The following is an 18,703-nucleotide window of genomic DNA, read 5'->3' as shown; positions in this document are numbered from 1 at the left end:
CCACAGGCAGATTCGGCCACATATCGACACAAGGGGACTTCATGACGAACAACGGTGCGACCGAGTGGTGGCGCACGGCAGTGATCTACCAGGTCTACGTCCGCAGCTTCGCGGATTCAAACGGCGACGGGATCGGTGATCTGCCGGGCGTCCGGCGGCGGCTGGACTACCTGCGGGAACTCGGGGTGGACGCGGTGTGGCTGACGCCGTTCTACACCTCGCCCATGGCCGACGGCGGCTACGACGTGGCGGACTACCGGTCCGTGGACCCGATGTTCGGTGACCTCGCGGACGCGCGGGCGCTGATCGCGGACGCGCACGAGCGCGGGCTGCGGGTGATCGTGGACCTGGTGCCGAACCACACCAGCGACCGGCACGCCTGGTTCACCGAGGCGCTCGCCGCCGCACCCGGCAGCGCGGCCAGAGACCGGTACCTGTTCCGGGACGGCAAGGGAGAGAACGGCGAGCAGCCGCCGAACGACTGGGAGTCGGTGTTCGGCGGCCCGGCGTGGACGCGCGTCACCGAGCCGGACGGCAAGCCGGGTCAGTGGTATCTGCACCTGTTCGATGCGGCGCAGCCGGACCTGAACTGGGAGAACTCCGAGGTGCGCGGGGAGTTCGAGGACATCCTGCGGTTCTGGCTGGACCTCGGGGTCGATGGTGTCCGTATCGACGTGGCACACGGGATGATCAAGGCAGCGGGCCTGCCCGACACGGGCATGACCGAGCAGATCGGGTTGCTGGGCACGGCGGAACTGCCGTACTTCGACCAGGACGGTGTGCACGAGATCTACCGGCAGTGGCGCAAGATCTTCGACTCCTACCCCGGCGAGCGCATCGGGGTGGCCGAGGCGTGGGCGCCGAACGCGCAGCGGCTGGCGCTGTACCTGCGTTCGGACGAGCTGCACCAGGCGTTCAACTTCCACTACGCGCAGGCGGAGTGGTCGGCGGCCGGGTTCCGCGAGGTGATCGACGATTCACTGGAGGCGGTGGAACAGGTCGGCGCGCCCAGCACCTGGGTGCTGTCCAACCACGACATCGAGCGGCACGTGACCCGGTTCGGCGGCGGCGAGGTCGGTCTGAGCCGGGCCAGGGCGGCCGCGTTGCTCACCCTGGCGTTGCCCGGTTCGGCGTACGTCTACCAGGGCGAGGAGCTCGGCTTGCCCGAGGTCACCGACCTGCCGGAGGAGGTGCTGGTCGACCCGAAGTGGGAGCGGTCCGGGCACACCGACCGGGGCAGGGACGGGTGCCGGGTGCCGATCCCGTGGTCCGGCGAAGCGCCCCCGTTCGGCTTCACCGAGGGTGGGCAGCCCTGGTTGCCGCAGCCGGTGACCTGGGCCGGCCTCAGCGTGACCGCGCAGGAGTCCGCAATGGACTCGACGCTGTCGCTGTACCGGGAGGCGTTGCGGTTGCGCAAGGAACTGCCTGCACTGCACACGGATTCCCTGCGCTGGCTGGAGCTGGACCTCGGCCCCGACGTGCTGGCGTTCGAGCGTGCGCCGGGATTCGCCTGCGTGGTCAACTTCGGCTCCTCGGCGGTCACGGTGCCGGGGCTGGGGCAGCTAGTGTTGACCAGCGCCGGAACCACCGGTGCGCACAGCGGTCCAGCCGACACGGTGACGTTGCCGCCGGCCAGTGCGGCCTGGTGGACGAACGTGACTCTGGAGACCTCACGATGAACGACCAGCCCGCAGGCACGGGGACCTTCCAGGCTCCCGAGGTCACCGTGCGCCTCGCGGACATCGCCGAGAAGGCCGGGGTCAGCGAGGCCACGGCCAGCCGGGTGCTCAACGGCAAGGCCGGGGTCGCGGCCGCCACCCGGCAGGCGGTGCTGACGGCGGTGGATCTGCTGGGTTACGAGCGGCCACAGCGGTCGCGGCAGCGCAGTGCCGGGCTCATCGGGCTGATCATTCCGGAACTGGACAACCCGATCTTCCCGGCGTTCGCGCAGGTCATCGAGCGGACGCTGGCGATGCACGGCTACACCTCGGTGCTGTGCACGCAGACGCCGGGCGGGGCGACGGAGGACGAGTTCATCGAGGCGCTGTCCGAGCGCGGGGTCTCCGGAATCGTGTTCGTGTCGGGGCTGCACGCCGACACGACGGCCAACCACGAGCGGTACACGCGGCTTATCGATCGCGGCCTTCCGGTGGTATTCCTCAACGGCTACGCACCCGGGCTGCGTGCACCGTTTTTCTCCACTGACGACGGCGCCGCGGTCGGACTCGCGATCAGCCACCTGCGGGAACTGGGACACGAGCGGATCGGGCTCGCTGTGGGACCGAGCCGCTTCGTGCCCGCGCAACGCAAGGCGGCGGAGTTCCGCCGGCTGATGGAGCCCGTGGTCAGCGCGGACGATGTCGACAAGTTGATAGTGCACTCGCTGTTCTCGGTGGAGGGCGGGCACTCGGCGGCGTGGTCGTTGCTGGAGGAAGGCTGCACTGCCGTGGTGTGCGGGAGCGACCTGATGGCGCTGGGCGCGATCCGGGTGGCGCGCAGGCGGGGACTGGCGGTGCCGAAGGACTTCTCGGTGGTCGGTTTCGACGACTCCCCGCTGATCGCCTTCACCGACCCGCCGTTGACCACGATCCGCCAGCCGGTCCCGGCCATGGCGACGGAGGCAGTGCGCACCCTGCTCGACGAGGCGGCGGGCACGGCCGTGCCGACCGGCGAGTACCTGTTCGCGCCGGAGTTGCTGGTCCGAGGCTCGACAGCGGCGGCGCCTCAGCCGACCAGGTGACGCACGAACTCAGTGAACGCGCGGTCGGACACATGCAGGATCGGGCTCGCTTCGCCGAGCTTCGTGTCCCGGATCGCGCGGGCCCGGGGTGCGAAGCCGATCTCAACGCAGTTTTCGCCGGTGTCGCTGTAGGAGGACTTTTGCCACCTGATGCTCTGGGAAACGGGCATCGGTGGCGACCTCCTACAACTCGGCGATCCTCCGATCGATCAACTCGATCGTGCCGCGCTCGCTCAGCGCGGTCACTCGTAGTTTGTCATAGGTCAGGTTGTACGCGCGCTCGTGTTCCTGGCCGAGATAGTCGGACGCGGTGAGGCCGCCGACGTACACGATGCCTGGTCGGCCTTCCATCAGGTTGACGATCGTGAACGATGTGCCATGGCAGGCATGTGCTCCGGCGTCGAACGGGATTACCTGCACCGTCACGTTCGGTCGTTCCGCCAACTTCCGTACCTTCTCCAACTGTCCGCGCAGCACCTTCGGTCCGCCGATCTGCCGGTACAGTGCAGCCTCGTCGACCACGAGCCAGAGACGCGGTGGGTCGAGGTCAGTCAAGTAGCGCTGCGCTCGGTGCTCGCGTTCCTCGGCCATTCGCTGGACTTCCGCCATCGAGACTGTGACCGCTTCGGACATCTGGTGGTAGGCGTACTCCCGGGTCTGGACCGTGCCTGGGAACGAGTCGCAGTTGAAGATCTTCACCTCGCGTGCCGCTGCAAGCAGGTTCACGTACTTCACCGCCCATGCCGCAACCCTCGCCGGTTGCAGCTTGCGGCGGGCTTCGGTCGCCAGCCGCCTCAGGGAGTCGGTGCGGTCTGTGTCGAGTCCGTAGACCTTGATGGCTTTCGCCAGGTCCTTGTCGGTGATCTTGGCATCACCCTGCTCGATCTTCGAGAGCTTGCCGACGTACCAGCCGAGCGCCTTGGTCGCCTCGGCCGTGGATAGGCCAGCGTCCTCGCGCGCCTCTCGAAGTTCTGCGCCGAGCAGGATGCGCTGCACCACTGGGCCGGGATCGCTGGCAGTCATGCGCCTATCTTGTCGCATTTATAGACGGAGTAGCTTCATCCGATCGATTGGTCTTGCAACTTGCATTTCTAGTGTAACTTCTCGTGGCATGACCGGAGAGGCCGAACACCTGGCCGCGATCACCCGGACCCGCGCTCGTGGGTTCAACTTCGTGCATCTGCGGCAGGGCGGCGAGGTGATCGCGATCCACGGTCAGCGGTGGCAGGCAGGGGCGGTCGACACGTATTTGGTGCGTGCGCCGGACGAGGCGATCGCGGCGCGCTACCGCGCCGAGGACTACGGGCTGACCGAGCGCGGCCCGCTGTGGCAGCGCTGCGGTGCGGTGGCCGACGTCATCGCCGATCTGCTCGCGCTGCCGCCACACGGCGCGCCCGGTGCGCCGACGTTGGAGCTACGCGCTCGGAGCGAACTCTGGCTTCCGAATGCCATTCGAGGAAGGAACTGATGTGCGAGGTGTGGTCGTGGTGAGCGTGTTGCTCGCGTTGGCGCTGGCGGGCTGCTCCGGCGGAGCACCGCCACCGGAGCCCCGGCCCACGCCGACGGGACCGCCACGCGACCCCGGACAACTCGACGTGCTGCCGGACTTCCAGCCGGTGGTGACCGTGGAGCTGGTGCGGGAACTACTCGGCGATCAGGCGCGGTATGCCACCGAACCAAAGACGAGCGCTCGGACCCTGACCTGGAGTTTCGAAAGTGGAGTACCCCTGGGACCGACCCTGCTGGTGACTGCCGAGATCGTGACGTCCTTCAACGGATCTTCGATCGGGCTCGCCAAGAAATTCTTCGAGAACGGAATGATCGATCGGGAGAAGTTCACCGAGATCGACATACCCGGAGCGGACGACGCGGCAATGGCTCGCGAGTTCGAGGACCTCGATGATGGGGTCGCGATCAACCACATCCGGATCACCACGCGCACGCGGAACGGACTGGCCGACGTCTGGTACCGGAATGGGCGGGTCAGCCAGGAGAAGCTGACCGCGCAGGCCAAGGAGCTGGCGGCGGGCCTGGTGGCCAGGTATGGCTGAGCTACCGTCCGCGCAGTTCGGCTTCGAGGCGGTGCAGCTTGGCCGTGAGTTCCTGCGGCCCGGCACCGGACAGGCTCAGCCAGCCGATGGAGTCGACGCCTGCGGTGATCCGGCCCGCGTCGGTGTCGATCCAGAATGGCGGTTTGCTGGTCCGTCTGCGGGTTCCGCTGCTGTCGCGGATGGCGGCGTAGAACTGGCCGACGTGGATGCGCGGCGCCTTGAGCCAGCGCGCGATCTGCTTGGCGTCCCGCGCGCTGCCCCCGTCGTGCGTCGGATTGCCGCGCACGACAGCCTCGTAATCGGCCTCAGCGCAGGACATCGAGTGGACGTTCGCGGGCGGGGTGTCGGGCAGTTGCGCGACCAGGTCCTGTGCCGCCGTCTCCGGTCGGCCGGGCCAGAGGAAGAGGGTGTCGGCGTTGGAGATCGCGATCACGGCTTCTCGTCCGCTGACGGCGGTGCGGACGGTGACGTGTGCGGCGTTGATGCTGGCCCAGGTGTAGAACTCGGTGCCAGGGCGCTGCAAAACCTGAACCGTGTCGAGGAAGTCCGGGGTGAGTCGGCCGCCGCGGGACACCCCGAGCCGTTCCAGCTCGGTGTTGCTGATGTCCCGCAGCTGCCTGCGCTCCTCCTCGGGGTACCACTTCTCGCCGCCGACGAGGGTGATGTGCGGTTCGCCGAGATTGTGTTCTTCCAGCATCGTTTTGTACGACAGCAGGCTGATCTCGACGTGGTCGTGCAGCATGGCCCCCCTCGGGCTCTAGTTCTTCTGTTCGCCGATGACGGGTGGTGTGGTGCGTTCGTAGTGGCCGCCGAACAGGGAGTCGGGGTCGTCGCCGGGCAGGGTGATCTTGCGCTGGTGTTCCTCGTCCTCGCTGCCCTTGCCACCGCGCCCACCTGCGCCCATGGGGCCGCCCATCATGCCCGAGCCACGGCCACCGGTCGCACCCGCAGATCCGGCCGCGCCCCCACGGGCGGCGGGGTTCTCGCCGGGCATGACCGCCCCGGTGCCTCGGCCCATGCCGGGCTGCGCGCCAGATCCAGGAGCGCCGCCGGTCGGCCCGAACCCACGAGCCCCACCGCCATAACCGGAACCACCGCTACCGCGCGGCCCGAAACCACCGGCAGAACCCGATCCGCCACCAGTACCTACCGGCCCGAAACCGCTACCACCGCCGGGAGGACCGAACCCCGGATTCCGGTTCGCGTCATACCCACCGCGCGGCGGCATATATCCAGGACGCTGACCACCACCGGGCGGAGCCGGTGCGACACGCGACGGCGTCGTCCCATCACCCGGCGGCTGCCACTTGGCCGCAGGCGGCACCTGATGCTGCGGCGGAGGCGCCGGAGCCGGATTCTGGACCTGCGGCGAAGGCGCCACCGGAGACCCGGTCCCACCGCTGTAACCACTGGAACTTGTCGGCCCGTTGTAACCACTACCGGTACCCACACTCGGTCCACTACCTGTCGCCTGGGTTACTGAGCCGGTCGACTGAGGTGTGGTGATGCCACCCGCGCCCGGACTCGCGTCGACTGGAGCGTGCTCGACGGCCACCCTCGACCGGTTCGCTTCGGTGATCCTTGCGTAGCCGTCGTACTGGGCGATGTTGTGTCGACTGTCGTTGTCCCACTGAGCAGCGGCCTTCTCGGCATCACTGGCGCCGATGGACATGTAGTCGAACAACCCGGAGTCGTCGGGACGTTCGGTGCTGACCGGCCGAAGCGAACCCCGAGTCTCGTGAAACACCGAGTTCTGCTCGTACATCGACTCCCGAACGCCCTGCAACCTTTCGGCGGTAGCTCCCGACGTTTGGATCAGCGGATTCAGGCCGGCGGTGGCGCTCTCGGCAGCGTTGCCCTTCCAGAACTCGTTCAGGTCTTTCTGGCCGTTCGACAGCGCCTTGGCCATTTCGCGGTGAACGACCTCAAGGCGATGCGAGGCTTGCTGCGCCTCATCCAGCCGCTGAGTCGTGTTGCAGTTGGAGTTCATCTTCATGAAGATCTCAGCAGCGGTGTAAGCCATTATTGCTTCCCCTGCAAGTACTCGATCGCGAACTCCGAAATCTTGGTGCCGATGGTGCACGGGTCGGAGTAGTTTGGATGGTCTTTTCGCAGGCTGACGGTGAGGGTGTAGGCGCGGTCATCGCGGACGCCGACCGCCATGGCGCACTTTCCTTCGCGCTCTCCGCCCTGTTCATACGCCACGGCGGGATACCCCTGGACCGGTGGCAGTTCTTTGAAAACGGTCAACGTGCCCTGTGCCTGAGCCTTGTAGTACGTCCGCAGACCGTTGGCTCCGCCTTCCAAGTTGGTACCCGCACGCACTGTTCCGAGAGAAAACTGGTCTTCGTCGTCAAAGAACCAGGCACATGACTGGCTTTTGAGTGCGGTGTCTTCGGTTTTTGACTCACTGACGGTTCCGGGGAGCTGATTCATTTGTTCCGGCGTGGCGACGTCGCAAGGTTTGGCATCGATGCTGCTGGTGTCGAGTGGATTTTCGACGGTTGGTGTTCCGAAGTTGGCCGGGCTTTGTGCCGTCGTTGTGGGTGGTGCTGTTGTGGGTGATCCGGTGGTGTTGCCGTCGTCGCATGCGCTGGTGAGGGCGAGGGCGGTGCAGGCCAGGGCAGCGGTGAAAGTACTGCGGGTTCCCATTCAGGTGTCCTTTCCGCGCAGTGCGTCCAGCGCGGCCTCGTCTTGACGCTGGTAGGCGTCGTGTATCTCTTTCAGCGTGTCGATATAGGCGATGAGAAAGTTTTTGTTGTTGCTGAACTGCGCATTCCACGACGCCCCTGCCCGGTTGGCGGCATTGACGTAGCTTTCGCTGACCTCCTCGTGGCCTGGCGGATCGATCCCGACGATCTTGTCAGCTTCGCTCTCCATCCGGCCAAGGTCGTCCTTGACAACGTCATCCAGGCTCTGGATCACTCCGAGCATCGCCTCCGGGTCGTACTCCCAGCCGCCGCCTGCTGACGCGGCGGCGAAGTCGGCCTTGGCCTGCTGGCCGCCGAGGGCGGCGTAGTCCGGTGGCGGAGCCGGTGTCTCGCCCTGGCTGTACTGCACCTGGCCGGTCGGCGGCAGCGGCATCGGCGCTGCGCCTGGTAGCGGTGCCGCCGGTCCGGGGCTGTTGATGGTGTCGATTACGCCCTGCGGTCCGGCCGTGCCGGGTTCCTGTCCCACGATCATGCCCTCCCCTGCATGGTCAGTCGGCGAGGCTGGCCGTACCCCCGTACGGTCTGTGGCTGGCTCCTCACCGACTGTCGCGGGTCCTGATTGTGCCACAGCGTTCGCCCGGATCAGGCCACGTCACTCCAACTCCCCGCGGTCGGGTTGGCCCGACTCAGGGAACTGAACTCACCCGCTAAGCGTCCCAGTTCGGCACCTGACACGACCGCTGTACTCCGTTAGGCCGATTGCGAACCTCGCTCATGATCGGCTTCTCTGGGGACTTGTGCCGAACTGAGGGGACTGTCATGGCGTTTCTCCGCCCAGGAGCGAGGGAGTCGGGCGAGCCCGACGACTACGTCGCGCCTCCTGCCGAGTCGCCGAGGCCGCCGCTCGATCCGTTCGATCCACACCCGGACAAGCGGTACGAGGTGCGGGCCGACGACCTGCTTCGCCCGTTCCTCGAACCAGGCTCCGGTGGGCTGCTCCGCTGGCGTAGGCAGGCCAGCAACGCTCCCATCGTGCAGGTCGAGGACGCCTACATCACCGGCCGCCTCGAACTTCGGGCCGCCGAACTCCAGTACCTCTTCCGCTTCGAGCGCTGCCGCTTCGAGTATCCGCCCGACGTGCGCGAGGCAACGATTCTCGGGCTGGTTTTCCGCAAGTGCTGGTTGCCAGGGCTCAAAGCGCGCAACCTGCGCAGCCGCAACGATGTCCGGCTCATCCGCAGCGTGGTCGAGGTGGAGGTCGGCGGCCGTGCCGACAACGAGACCACCGTCCGGCGCGCCAACGACAGGGATCGCGGTGTGCCCGACGCCGCCATCAACCTCACCGACGCCGTCATCGAGGGCTCGGTCGTCCTCACCCGCACCCGGATCGACCATCCGCGCGGCAAGGCGATCCAGGCCGACCGCCTCGTCGTCACCGGTGCGTTCCTCGCCTACCGGCTCGACACCCACGGCGAGGTTCGCGTTCCCGGCATGCGGGCCGGCGGTAACGTCAACTTCTCCGGTGCCACGCTCCGTAACCCCGACGGCTTCGCGCTCAACGGAAACGGTCTGCACATCGGCGGCAGCCTGCTCTGCGAGGTCGACACCTACGGCCGCGCGGGAGAGGGCAAACGCTTCTCCGCCAAGGGAGTCGTGTATCTCCCCAGCGCCACCATCGACAGCGACATCGTGCTGCGCGGGGCGAGGCTCGATGTCAACCAGGACGGTCCCATCGTGGTGGACGCCTGGCGTACCGCCGATCCCTACGTGGATCCCCGTCCCGCGCTCATCGCCGATCGCGTCAAGGTCAGCGGCAACGTCGAACTCAGCGACAGCCTCCAGAGCACCGGCACCCTGCGCATGATCAACGCGCACATCGGTGGCTCCCTGCGGCTGGCTGGCGCCCATCTGCGAATCCAGCGCGGCGAGGCCGAGCCCTACTACGACAGGGTGTTGCATCTGGACGGCAGCGAGATCAACGGCGATATCCAGGCGACCGGCCTGCGCGCGGAGGGGCAGGTGCGCATGGCCGACGTCGAGATCGGCGGCAACCTCCTCGCCTGGAACGTGAAGCTGCTGCATGTCGAACGGGACGTGGTCTCCGCGCGCCGATCCAGAATCGCGGGCAACCTGCTGCTCACCGACTCCACGGTCGCCGGAACGCTGCGCCTGCAGGGCGTCGACGTCGGCGGCAGCATCGAACTGTTCGGCACGCAGTTCAGCAATCCCGCGGTAGCGCGGTCGAGCAGCTTCTCGGTGGATCTTCGTACCGTCCAGGTGGGCAGGGACATCATGCTCACCGCGAACGCCGACCGCGGTTTCTGGGCCGAGGGCGGAGTCAACATGGACGGCGCCACCGTCAAGCGGCGAGTGGCGATCACCGGCGCCACCCTGCACTCCACCCCCGAGCATCAGATCGCGCTCGACGCCAGCGACGTCAGTGCCGACGAGTTCCTGATGAATCCCGCGAGCCGCCCCGAAGGCCGGGTGATGTTGCGCCGCGCGCACTGTGCCTCGCTGGCGGACAACGAGCATTTCTGGCACGCACGTGACGGCATCGAACTGGAGGAGTTCCGCTACGACGCACTGACCGAGCCCATCGATCTGGGCGACGACGACGTCGTCGAGCGGCGGATCGAGTTGCTCAGCAACGCGATGGACGGCTACCGGCCCGGCCCCTACGACCAACTGGCCGCGATGCTGCGGACCAGTGGCAACGAAGAACACGCCGCCACCGTGCTGTTCAAGAAGCAGCAGTTCCGCTACAACTCACTCGCCCGCGGATATCGCACCCTCGGTCCCGCCGTGCGTCTGTGGAGCCTGTTGCAGCGGTGGATGGTCGGTTACGGCTACCGCTCGGTCCGGGCGCTCGGCTGGCTGCTCCTGCTCCTGGTCGCGGGCAGTCTGTGGTTCTGGCTGCGCCCCGACAACTGTGCGGGAGTGCCCGATCTGCAGCGGATCACGGAGACGCGCTGCGCGGTGAACGCCGATGACACCGGCCTCGACTGGAATCCGGTGCTCTACACCGTCGACCTGCTGGTGCCGATCGTCGACTTCGGCAACAAGGGCCGGTGGTACATGAGCGGCCTGGACAAGTGGGTGGCCACGGGATTCACGGCCTCGGGTTGGATCCTCGCCACCACGGTCGCCGCCGGTATGACCCGCATGTTGCGGCGCAACTGAACAGGCTGAGGGCTTGACGGGTTCCATACTGTTGGTATGTGAACCAACCCAACGCGACCGGCCGGATCGAGATCAACGCTTCCGCCGACGACGTCTACGCCCTGGTCAGTGATCCGGGGGTGCTCGCGGAACTGGCTGAGGAGTATTCCTCCTTTCGCTGGCTACACGGCGCCACCACCGCTGCGGTCGGCGCCCGCTTCCGTGGCGGCAACCGCCGTGGCCTCCGGCGCTGGAGCACGCTCTCCACCATCACCGACGCGAGCGCGGGTGAACGGTTCGCCTTCGAGGTCACCGCGGCCAGGCTGCCGATCTCCCGCTGGCAGTACGAGATCGAAGCGGCGGGCGACACCTGTGTCGTCACCGAGAGCACCTGGGACAGGCGGCCGGGCTGGCTGAAGTTGCCGACCTCGACCGCGACCGGTGTCTTCGACCGGGACGAGCAGAACCGGCGCAACATCGACACGACACTGCGCAGGCTGAAGGACAAGGCCGAGGGCGCCTGAGCGGCTCGCACTTTCCCACAAAAGTGCGGTAGTTGCACGCGCGAGGTATCGCACTCTCCCGGGAAAGTGCGAGTCGGTAACGGTTTACCGGAAGCTCGCGATCTACGTACTGTCACCGCTCGGTGACTCGAACCACGTAGGGATTTGGCCTCTTCATGCATTTCACGCGCCATGTCGTCGCGCTCGCGTTCGTCGCCGCCCTGGTAGGCCTTGGCACAGGCTGTGGCCAGCAGCAGGTCTTGCAGGCCAGGACAGTGCCTGCCACCAGCACGCAGTCGACGGATACGGTCACCAAGACCCCGGAAGCCACCGGCGCGGTGCGCCACACGCCGTGAGGCACCAGTCGGATCACCGGCAAGTCGAGCCCGGACTTGGGCCTGCCGAGCAGGGTCGGTGTTCCTCGAAAACCGGCCTTCGGGCGTTTCCTAGTCCAGAGAGCCAGCTCGTTCGTCGCATTCCCCGGTACTCGGGGCTCGAGCGGTTAAGACCAACTGGAAGAAGCCGGTGTTTTCTGGCGCGTGCCACACGGTTTCCCGGAAGCCTGCGGCAACGGCGAAGCTGGTGAGCTCGTCCGACGTGAGCGCCCAATACGTCGTACGCCGGAGGCTGACGGACCACGATTTTCCGTGTGGGAGGAGCTGGAAATGCTCGATATCGTAGTGCTCCCCGTCGTCGTGCCAGTCCCAGAGCTGGAAGGTAATCGTCCGACCGGCGGGAGCGTCGAGGACCTGCGGCGGTGTGGAACGCTGTCGTGTTTTGCGCACCTCGTCGTAGGCGCGCGTGGTGATCAGCAGCAGGCCACCGGGTTTGAGAACGCGTCGCATATTGCCGAGCGCAGCGCGCAGGGCTTCGGGTGTGAGCAGGTGTGGAAGCGAGTTGTCGGCACAGACGATGACGTCGAATGCGGCGGGGCGGAACGGTAAGGTGCGCATGTCCGCTGCTGCGGCTGGCAATAGCCGCTGACGAGCGCGTGCTTCGCTGACCGCCCGAGTGACGGCGACTGGGCTGAGATCGGTTCCGACGACTCGATGCCCAAGTGCCACGAGGCCAATGGCTTGGGTGCCGATGCCGCAGGCGCAGTCGAGGACGGTTCGCGGTCCGGGGCCGAGTTCCTGTTGGATCAGACCGTCGAGTGCCTGGGCCTGCCGAGTCATACTGGCTTCCCAGTCGGGATAAATTCGGTGGTAATCAGCGGCGAGCTGGTCGTAGAAGTAGCGTGCCGATGTGTCGCGCATGCGAGCACGATAGCGACGGTCCTGAGTGGCTGCGCGCCGTTTTGCTGCCCTCCCACCTCGGCTTTTGCCTGCGTACGAGCGACGGCCTGAGGGCGGGACCACACGGGCGCCCTCTCAGGAACAGTCTTCCGGCCGGTGCTGTTGACTCCGGATGTGACTTCCGTACGACCACAGGCGCGCGTCCGCGCCCCCGAACTCACCGGCGACATCTGGCTGAACACTGGTGGTGAGCGGATCCGGCTGGCCGAGCTCCGCGGCCGGATCGTGTTGCTTGATTTCTGGACCTCGGGGTGTATCAACTGCCTGCACGTCCTCGACGAACTCCGGCCGCTGGAGGAGGAGTTCGCCGACGTGCTGGTGACCATCGGCGTGCACTCCCCGAAGTTCCTGCACGAGGGCACCGCCGCCGCGATCGAGGCCGCGGTGCGCCGCTACGAAGTGCACCATCCGGTGCTCAACGACCCGGACCTGGTCACCTGGCAGCAGTACGCGATCAAGGCATGGCCGACGCTGGTGGTCGTCGATCCGGAGGGCTACGTCGTGCACGTCGCGGCGGGCGAGGGACACGCGGAGGCCCTGCGCCGGGTGCTCGCGGACCTGGTCGAGACCCACGAGGTGAAGGGCACTCTTCGCCGCGGTGGCAGTCCTTACGTTCCGGCCGAGGAGCAGGCCGGTGACCTGCGCTTTCCCAGTAAGGCGGTACTCACTCCGGCGGGCACCGTGCTCGTCGCCGACACCGGAAACCACGCCATCGTCGAACTGGCCGAGGACGCCACGACGGTCCTGCGGCGCTTCGGCAGCGGCAGCCGGGGCGGGGCTGACGGAACCGCGCAGGACGCGAGCTTCGCCGAGCCGTCCGGGCTGGCCGTCCTACCGCAGGAGGTCGCCGAGCGCGCGGGCTACGACGTCCTCGTCGCCGACACCGCAGGGCACCGGGTGCGCGGTCTCCAGCTCGATTCCGGCACCGTCCGGACCGTCGCCGGCACCGGCGAGCAGTGGCGGAACGGGCCGGTCGACGGCGCAGGCCCCGAGGTCGATCTGACCAGTCCGTGGGACCTCATCTGGTGGGAGCCCGCGGGCGGCGTGGTCGTCGCGATGGCAGGCAACCACACTCTAGGTCTTTTCGATCCACTGACCGGACGGATGTCGCGGTTCGCGGGAACCACGGTCGAGGGCCTGCGGGACGGCGCGGTGGACGAAGCCTTCTTCGCGCAGACCTCGGGGCTCGCCGCCACGCAGGAGCGGTTGTGGCTGGCGGACGCCGAGACCTCGGCCCTGCGGTGGATCGAGCGCGAGGGCGACTCCTTCGTCGTCGGCACGGCGGTCGGGACCGACCTCTTCTCGTTCGGGCACGCCGACGGACCCGCCGCCGAGGCGCTGCTGCAGCATCCGCTCGGCGTCGCCGCGCTGCCAGACGGTTCGGTCGCCGTCGCCGACACCTACAACGGTGCCATCCGCCGCTATGATCCGGTGAACGACGAGGTCAGCACACTCGCAGCCGACTTCGCCGAGCCGTCCGGGCTGCTGGTCCGCGGCACGGACCTGCTCGTGGTCGAGTCGGCCGCGCACCGCCTGCGGCCCCTGCCCGCCGGAAGCGTGAACACCGTCAGCGGGGAGGCGCACGTCGTGCGCCGTCCGCCAACCGTTCTCGCGCCTGGCGAGCTGGAGTTCACGGTCGTCTTCGTACCTCCGCCCGGAGAGAAGCTGGACGACAGGTACGGCCCCTCCACCCGCCTCGAGGTGACCGCGTCCCCACCGGAACTGCTGGCCGAGGGGGCAGGCGTCGGCACCGATCTCACCCGCACCCTCCGCCTCGCCGAAGGCCACGGCGAGGGCGTGCTGCAGGTCGTCGCGCAGGCTGCCAGCTGTGACAGCGATGCCGAGCACCCGGTATGCCGCGTGACCAGGCAGGACTGGGGCGTTCCGGTACGGCTGGAGGCGCAGGGCGAGCACAGGTTGCAGCTCGTCATGGCCGGTCCGGCGGAAGCGTGACCGTTACTATTAGCGCTGTGTCAAACCACGAGAGGACGGCCAGAGCCGACGTGAAGCTCGAGATTCAGCTGCTGCACGACCGGGTCCTGGTCCGGATGTCGGGTGATGAAGGCGAGCGTCGCAGTAGCGGCGGCATAGTCATTCCCGCAACAGCGCAGGTGGCGCGCCGTCTCAACTGGGGCGATGTGCTGGGTGTAGGCAATAATGTACGGAACGTGAAGGTCGGTGACCGCGTGCTGTTCAACCCCGAGGAGCAGCACGAGGTCGAGATCCAGGGTGAGCCTTACCTGGTGATGCGCGAGCGCGACATCCACGCGATGGCGAGTGAGCGCACGGAGCACGGCACGGGGCTGTATTTGTAGCCACACAGGTCGGAGGGGCGCGTGCGGGACGAGCATTACTGGCCGGACTGGGACCCCGACCCCGACCCTGTGATCCAGACGGGCGAGGTGCCGGCCAGCACCGCGCCGCCGGTGGATCCCTGGGCGGACTCTCCCGGCATCGACCGGCTGGACACCACCGCTGTCGAACTTCCTGACGACGATCTCGCCGAGGAGTTGCTGGACTCCGGTCCGGTTGTGATCCCGCCGCCCTCACCAGCGAGCCGGTTCCGCCGCGGTCTCGGCAAGGTGCTCATGGTCACCGGGGGCACGATCGCCCTGCTCGTGTTGCTCTACACGGCCGACCTGCTGCTGTCTGTCGGTGACGTGCCGCGCGGAGTGACCGTCGTGGGCGTGGACGTGGGCGGGATGGAGCGGATCGAGGCCGAGTCGAGACTGCGCACCCAGCTCGAACCCCGGCTCGTCGAGCCGGTGCAGGTGCTGGCAGGCGACGTCGAGACCGAGCTCGACCCCGTCGAGGCCGGTCTCGGACTGGACTGGCCGGGCACCCTCGAACAGGCCGGGAACCAGCCGCTCAACCCGGTCACCCGCGTGCTGTCCTTCTTCGCCGAACGTGAGGTGGGCGTGGTGACGACGGCCGATCCGGACACCCTTCACGAGGCCGTCGCCGAGCTCGCCGACTCCCAGCTCGACCACGAACTCACCGAGGGGACGATCCGCTTCGAAAAGGTGCCCGGCACTGACGGCCGCGTGCGGGCGGTGGCCGTCGAGCCGAGGCAGGGGCAGCAGGTCCGCGATATCGCCGGCGCCGCCCAGCTGGTGCGGGACGGCTGGCTGGGCGCGGGCGTGGAAATACCCGTCACGGTCACCCCGCCCAAGGCCACGGTAGCCGGGGTGCGCACCGCGCTGGACAGTGTGGTCAACCCGATGATCGCCGGCCCTGTCCCCGTTCTCGGCGAGGGTGTGAAGGGCGTGCTCAAGCCCGACGTGGTCAGCGCGGCACTGCGGTTCGCCGCACAGGACGACGGCAGCCTGCAGGTCCAGCTCGACCAGTCCGAGCTGCGCGATGCGCTGGAGCCACAGCTCGCGTCCACCGAGGTCCCAGGAAAGAACGCGGAGATCGTGTTCGCCGAGAACAGGCCGACCGTGCGCCCCGCCGAGCCGGGCCGATCGATCAACTGGGAGAGGACACTGGCGCCGTTCGTCGACGTCGCCAGGAACCCGGAGCGTCCTGGTTTGCGTGTCGTCTACAACGCGGAGCAGCCGGAGGTCACCACCGAGGACGCCGAGAAGTTCGGGATCAAGGAGGTCATCGGCGAGTTCAGCACTACCGGCTTCAGCGGCGACGTCGCACGCAACGTCGCCGCGATCGCCCGGGAGGTCGACGGCGCGATCATCGGACCGGGTGCCACCTTCAGCCTCGAGGCCCGCACCGGTCCGCGCACGGCCTCCCAGGGGTATGTCACCGCGCCGGTTTTCGAGGACGGCAGCGGGCCGAGAGTGATCGGCGGAGGGGTCTCCCAGTTCACCACGACGCTGTACAACGCGGTGTACTTCGCCGGGCTGAAGGACGCGGGGCACACCGGGCACGTGCACTACTTCGACCGCTACCCCGTCGGGCGGGACGCACGGTCGTTGGCCGAGGACGGGTCGGTTGTCGACCTGGCCTTCACGAACGACGGGAAAACCGGAATCGCGCTCCAGGCCGAGGTCTCCGGCGGGTCGGTCACCGTGCGCATCTGGGGCACCAAGCGGTTCCGCGTGGAGAGCAGCACCGGGCCGCGTTCGGACGTCACGCCACCGGGAGTGCGGATCGTGCCCGGCTCCGACTGCGCACCGGAACCGGGCAAAGCGGGATTCAGCATCTCGGACACCCGTGTCTTCTACGACCTCGACACCGGCAACGAGGTACGTCGGGAGACTCGCAGCGTGCGCTATGCCGCCAAACCCGCCATCTTCTGCAGATAGGGATCGACGCCGGGATCATCCGGTCGGGTGCTGCCCCGTGGACGCCTACGCCGATACGTTGGGTGATGCTGTTGCTCACCTGACGTAATCCGGAGGTTCGGTGTCCCGCTCGTTGAGTTCCTGGTCGGTTCGGGGTGTCCTGTGTGGTGCGGTGCTGGCCGGTGCGTTGGTCGGCACACCCGCGACTGCCGCCGAGTCCGAGCCCGCGCTCGTGCACGCGACCGAGCAGAATGCCTGCAAGCTCAACGTCCGTTCCGGGCCTGGGCTGACCCACTCCATTCTGACCACGCTGACCTGCCACAACTACACCACCTGCGTGCACAGCGCGGCCGACGCCGAGGGTGCGTCACCGTGTGGTCCGCTCCTGACCGGAGGCGAGTACTCCTGCGTGGGAGCCGATGGCAAGCAGGTCGTCGACAACCGCTGGGCCGAGGTCGCCTGGCGTACTCCCAAGCCGTCCTATGTGGCGGTGGCCTGTGCCGCCTTCCGCGGATAGGGCCCGCCCGCGCTCAGCGCAGGACGACGCAACCCCGCTCCTCGAGGTCGTCCAGCCAGGGCGGCAGACGCAGGTGCTTGTTCCAGCGCAGGTCGAGCTTGTCCAGTGAGGGAAGTTCCAGCAACGCCTTCGGCAGCTCGGTCAGCCCGTTGTCCCGCAGGTCCAGCAGTCGCAGGTCCGTCAGGCCCGCGACGGCGGCCGGCAATCGGCTGATCCGATTACCGCGCAGGTGCAGCTCACGCAGCGCGCCGAGTTCGCCGATCGACTCCGGCAGCGTGGCGAGGCTGTTGTGTTGCAGGCGCAGCTCCCGCAGGGCCTGCATCCGGCCGAGGCCTGCCGGAAGTTCCGTGAACGCGTTGTCGGTGGCGCCGAGGTAGCGCAGCCGGGTCAGGGCACACAGGCTGTCCGGCAGCTCGGTCAGGCGGTTGTCGGCGAGGTAGAGGTACTCGGTCAGTTCGGGTAGCTCGCCGAGTTCGTCGGGCAGGCTGGTCAGCGCGTTGTGGCCGAGATCGAGGGTGTGCAGGCGGATCAGCCCGCCGATGTCCGGCGGGACGGTGGTGAACCGGTTGTCCGCGAGGTTGAGCACACGCAGCCCGTGAAGTTCCCACAGCCAGCCGGGCAGGGTGTCGAACTCGTTGTCGTAGATGCTCAGGTGCTCGAGCCCCGAGGCGGCGGAAAGCCGTTCGGGAAGTCGCGTCAGGCGATTGCGGTCGAGGTCGAGCCGGATGAGTTCATCCGGCTCGACCTCGGGTGGTTCGGTCAGTTCGGTCCCGGTGAGATCCAGCCATCCGTTGTGCACCGAGGCAACGTACCGGGGCTACTAGGACCTGTGCGCCGTCCGGCCGCCCGCGATCTTCGGATAAGCGGCGGCAGCCGCGATCACGCCGATCACGGCGGCGCCGACCTGGAACGCGTGGCGGATCCAGTCGATGCCGGGTGTGTTCTCGACACCGAACACACCGGCCAGCCAGTTGCCGATGAAAGCAGCGATGATGCCGACCACGATGGTCAGCCACATCGGGATCCGCTGATCACCCTTCGCGAGCATTCGCCCGATCACACCGAGGATCAGGCCGACCAGGATTGTCGTGATGATGCCCCAGATTCCGCCAAGCATGCCTTCTCCTTCTGCAGGTCCTGTTGGCACAGGTCAGGGGTAGAAGCGTGGCACCAAGTGCTGCCGACCGCCTCCGGATACCCGCGACCGGGTGATACCCGATCGCGGGTCGGGTGACAGACCCGGCAGGCGTTATCGAGAAATCGACTTTCGCCCGTATATGCCCGCGACGAGGGTGACACCGACCGCGGCCAGGACGATCTGCGTGATGAGTTCGAGCCAGTCGAAGCCATCGGTGTCGGCGTAGCCGATGCCACGGGCGATCGCGGTGCCGATCAACGCGGCCACGATGCCCACGACGATGGTGAGCCAGATCGGAATGCCCTGCTTGCCTGGAGCGATGGCCCTGCCCAGTACGCCCAGGATCAGGCCGACCACGATCGCGGTGATGATTCCGGTGACGGTCATCGTTTCTCCTCTGCCGAC

General features: G+C 67.5%; 21 protein-coding genes. 11 read left to right on the top strand and 10 right to left on the bottom strand.

Annotated features, from left to right (window positions below; all coding sequences use genetic code 11):
* The first annotated feature begins 41 nt into the window (after positions 1 to 41).
* Together BM199_RS02135 and BM199_RS02130 are read left to right on the top strand one after the other, a co-directional pair.
* Complete coding sequence (locus tag BM199_RS02135) at positions 42 to 1,679, top strand: glycoside hydrolase family 13 protein (protein ID WP_091668570.1); 1,638 nt, start codon at positions 42 to 44, stop codon at positions 1,677 to 1,679.
* A complete protein-coding gene (locus BM199_RS02130; RefSeq protein WP_091668569.1) occupies positions 1,676 to 2,740 on the top strand; it encodes a LacI family DNA-binding transcriptional regulator in 1,065 nt (354 codons plus the stop codon). The genes BM199_RS02135 and BM199_RS02130 overlap by 4 nt, the downstream gene beginning before the upstream one ends.
* Here the strand turns inward: BM199_RS02130 and BM199_RS02125 are convergent.
* On the bottom strand, positions 2,725 to 2,910 hold the full coding sequence (locus BM199_RS02125) for a DUF397 domain-containing protein (protein WP_091668566.1): 186 nt from the start codon (positions 2,908 to 2,910) through the stop codon (positions 2,725 to 2,727). The two genes, BM199_RS02130 and BM199_RS02125, sit on opposite strands and share 16 nt — an antisense overlap.
* A 13-nt stretch (positions 2,911 to 2,923) precedes the next feature.
* The gene (locus tag BM199_RS02120) at positions 2,924 to 3,763 is read right to left on the bottom strand and encodes a helix-turn-helix domain-containing protein (RefSeq protein ID WP_177242435.1); all 840 of its coding nucleotides are present in this window, start codon (positions 3,761 to 3,763) and stop codon (positions 2,924 to 2,926) included.
* An 88-nt stretch (positions 3,764 to 3,851) separates the two neighbouring features.
* Between BM199_RS02120 and BM199_RS02115 the strand changes: the two genes are divergently transcribed.
* Positions 3,852 to 4,208 (top strand): hypothetical protein, encoded by a 357-nt coding sequence (locus tag BM199_RS02115; RefSeq protein ID WP_245788079.1) that lies wholly within the window; start codon positions 3,852 to 3,854, stop codon positions 4,206 to 4,208.
* Positions 4,209 to 4,227: 19 nt separating this feature from the next.
* Complete coding sequence (locus tag BM199_RS02110; RefSeq protein ID WP_143101743.1) at positions 4,228 to 4,791, top strand: hypothetical protein; 564 nt, start codon at positions 4,228 to 4,230, stop codon at positions 4,789 to 4,791.
* A gap of 1 nt (position 4,792) precedes the next feature.
* Here BM199_RS02110 and BM199_RS02105 read toward each other — a convergent pair whose 3' ends face one another.
* From BM199_RS02105 to BM199_RS02090, 4 genes are read right to left on the bottom strand one after another with little or no spacing between them, the layout of a single operon-like run.
* On the bottom strand, positions 4,793 to 5,533 hold the full coding sequence (locus BM199_RS02105; RefSeq protein ID WP_091668558.1) for an ESX secretion-associated protein EspG: 741 nt from the start codon (positions 5,531 to 5,533) through the stop codon (positions 4,793 to 4,795).
* A 15-nt stretch (positions 5,534 to 5,548) separates the two neighbouring features.
* On the bottom strand, positions 5,549 to 6,814 hold the full coding sequence (locus tag BM199_RS02100; protein WP_091668555.1) for a hypothetical protein: 1,266 nt from the start codon (positions 6,812 to 6,814) through the stop codon (positions 5,549 to 5,551).
* Positions 6,814 to 7,443, bottom strand: coding sequence for a DUF3558 domain-containing protein (locus BM199_RS02095; RefSeq protein WP_091668553.1), 630 nt, complete (start codon positions 7,441 to 7,443; stop codon positions 6,814 to 6,816). Before BM199_RS02095 ends, BM199_RS02100 begins: the two co-directional genes overlap by 1 nt.
* Positions 7,444 to 7,974 (bottom strand): hypothetical protein, encoded by a 531-nt coding sequence (locus BM199_RS02090; RefSeq protein ID WP_091668550.1) that lies wholly within the window; start codon positions 7,972 to 7,974, stop codon positions 7,444 to 7,446.
* A 287-nt stretch (positions 7,975 to 8,261) separates the two neighbouring features.
* Between BM199_RS02090 and BM199_RS02085 the strand changes: the two genes are divergently transcribed.
* The 3 genes from BM199_RS02085 (at position 8,262) to BM199_RS02075 (ending at position 11,463) form a co-directional block, all read left to right on the top strand.
* Positions 8,262 to 10,625 carry a translocation/assembly module TamB domain-containing protein gene (locus tag BM199_RS02085; protein WP_091668548.1) on the top strand — a complete coding sequence of 788 codons (2,364 nt, stop codon included), beginning with the start codon at positions 8,262 to 8,264 and terminating at the stop codon, positions 10,623 to 10,625.
* A 38-nt stretch (positions 10,626 to 10,663) separates the two neighbouring features.
* Positions 10,664 to 11,128: an SRPBCC family protein gene (locus BM199_RS02080; protein WP_091668545.1), complete on the top strand. Its 465-nt coding sequence runs from the start codon at positions 10,664 to 10,666 to the stop codon at positions 11,126 to 11,128.
* 155 nt (positions 11,129 to 11,283) lie between these two features.
* Entirely contained in the window at positions 11,284 to 11,463 is a 180-nt protein-coding gene (locus BM199_RS02075; protein ID WP_091668542.1) for a hypothetical protein, read from the top strand.
* Between the two features lie 90 nt (positions 11,464 to 11,553).
* On the opposite strand, the gene BM199_RS02070 is transcribed toward BM199_RS02075, so the two are convergent.
* Positions 11,554 to 12,363 (bottom strand): class I SAM-dependent methyltransferase, encoded by an 810-nt coding sequence (locus tag BM199_RS02070; RefSeq protein ID WP_091668540.1) that lies wholly within the window; start codon positions 12,361 to 12,363, stop codon positions 11,554 to 11,556.
* A gap of 153 nt (positions 12,364 to 12,516) precedes the next feature.
* Between BM199_RS02070 and BM199_RS02065 the strand changes: the two genes are divergently transcribed.
* The 4 genes from BM199_RS02065 (at position 12,517) to BM199_RS02050 (ending at position 17,160) form a co-directional block, all read left to right on the top strand.
* Positions 12,517 to 14,355 carry an NHL domain-containing thioredoxin family protein gene (locus BM199_RS02065; protein ID WP_091669652.1) on the top strand — a complete coding sequence of 613 codons (1,839 nt, stop codon included), beginning with the start codon at positions 12,517 to 12,519 and terminating at the stop codon, positions 14,353 to 14,355.
* Positions 14,356 to 14,405: 50 nt separating this feature from the next.
* The gene (locus tag BM199_RS34385; protein WP_281245647.1) at positions 14,406 to 14,717 is read left to right on the top strand and encodes a GroES family chaperonin; all 312 of its coding nucleotides are present in this window, start codon (positions 14,406 to 14,408) and stop codon (positions 14,715 to 14,717) included.
* Between the two features lie 21 nt (positions 14,718 to 14,738).
* Positions 14,739 to 16,664, top strand: coding sequence for a VanW family protein (locus BM199_RS02055; protein ID WP_091668535.1), 1,926 nt, complete (start codon positions 14,739 to 14,741; stop codon positions 16,662 to 16,664).
* A 100-nt stretch (positions 16,665 to 16,764) separates the two neighbouring features.
* Positions 16,765 to 17,160: a hypothetical protein gene (locus BM199_RS02050; RefSeq protein WP_245788078.1), complete on the top strand. Its 396-nt coding sequence runs from the start codon at positions 16,765 to 16,767 to the stop codon at positions 17,158 to 17,160.
* A gap of 13 nt (positions 17,161 to 17,173) precedes the next feature.
* Here the strand turns inward: BM199_RS02050 and BM199_RS02045 are convergent, their stop codons facing one another.
* The 3 genes from BM199_RS02045 to BM199_RS02035 form a co-directional block, all read right to left on the bottom strand.
* Positions 17,174 to 17,923 carry a leucine-rich repeat domain-containing protein gene (locus tag BM199_RS02045; RefSeq protein WP_425425489.1) on the bottom strand — a complete coding sequence of 250 codons (750 nt, stop codon included), beginning with the start codon at positions 17,921 to 17,923 and terminating at the stop codon, positions 17,174 to 17,176.
* A 57-nt stretch (positions 17,924 to 17,980) separates the two neighbouring features.
* The gene (locus tag BM199_RS02040; RefSeq protein ID WP_091668530.1) at positions 17,981 to 18,277 is read right to left on the bottom strand and encodes a GlsB/YeaQ/YmgE family stress response membrane protein; all 297 of its coding nucleotides are present in this window, start codon (positions 18,275 to 18,277) and stop codon (positions 17,981 to 17,983) included.
* A 132-nt stretch (positions 18,278 to 18,409) separates the two neighbouring features.
* Positions 18,410 to 18,685, bottom strand: coding sequence for a GlsB/YeaQ/YmgE family stress response membrane protein (locus BM199_RS02035; protein ID WP_091668527.1), 276 nt, complete (start codon positions 18,683 to 18,685; stop codon positions 18,410 to 18,412).
* Positions 18,686 to 18,703 lie beyond the last annotated feature (18 nt).

The organism is Amycolatopsis marina (assembly GCF_900111885.1).
GTDB classification, from domain to species: Bacteria; Actinomycetota; Actinomycetes; order Mycobacteriales; family Pseudonocardiaceae; genus Amycolatopsis; species Amycolatopsis marina.
This window is presented reverse-complemented; position numbering and strand designations above follow the sequence as displayed.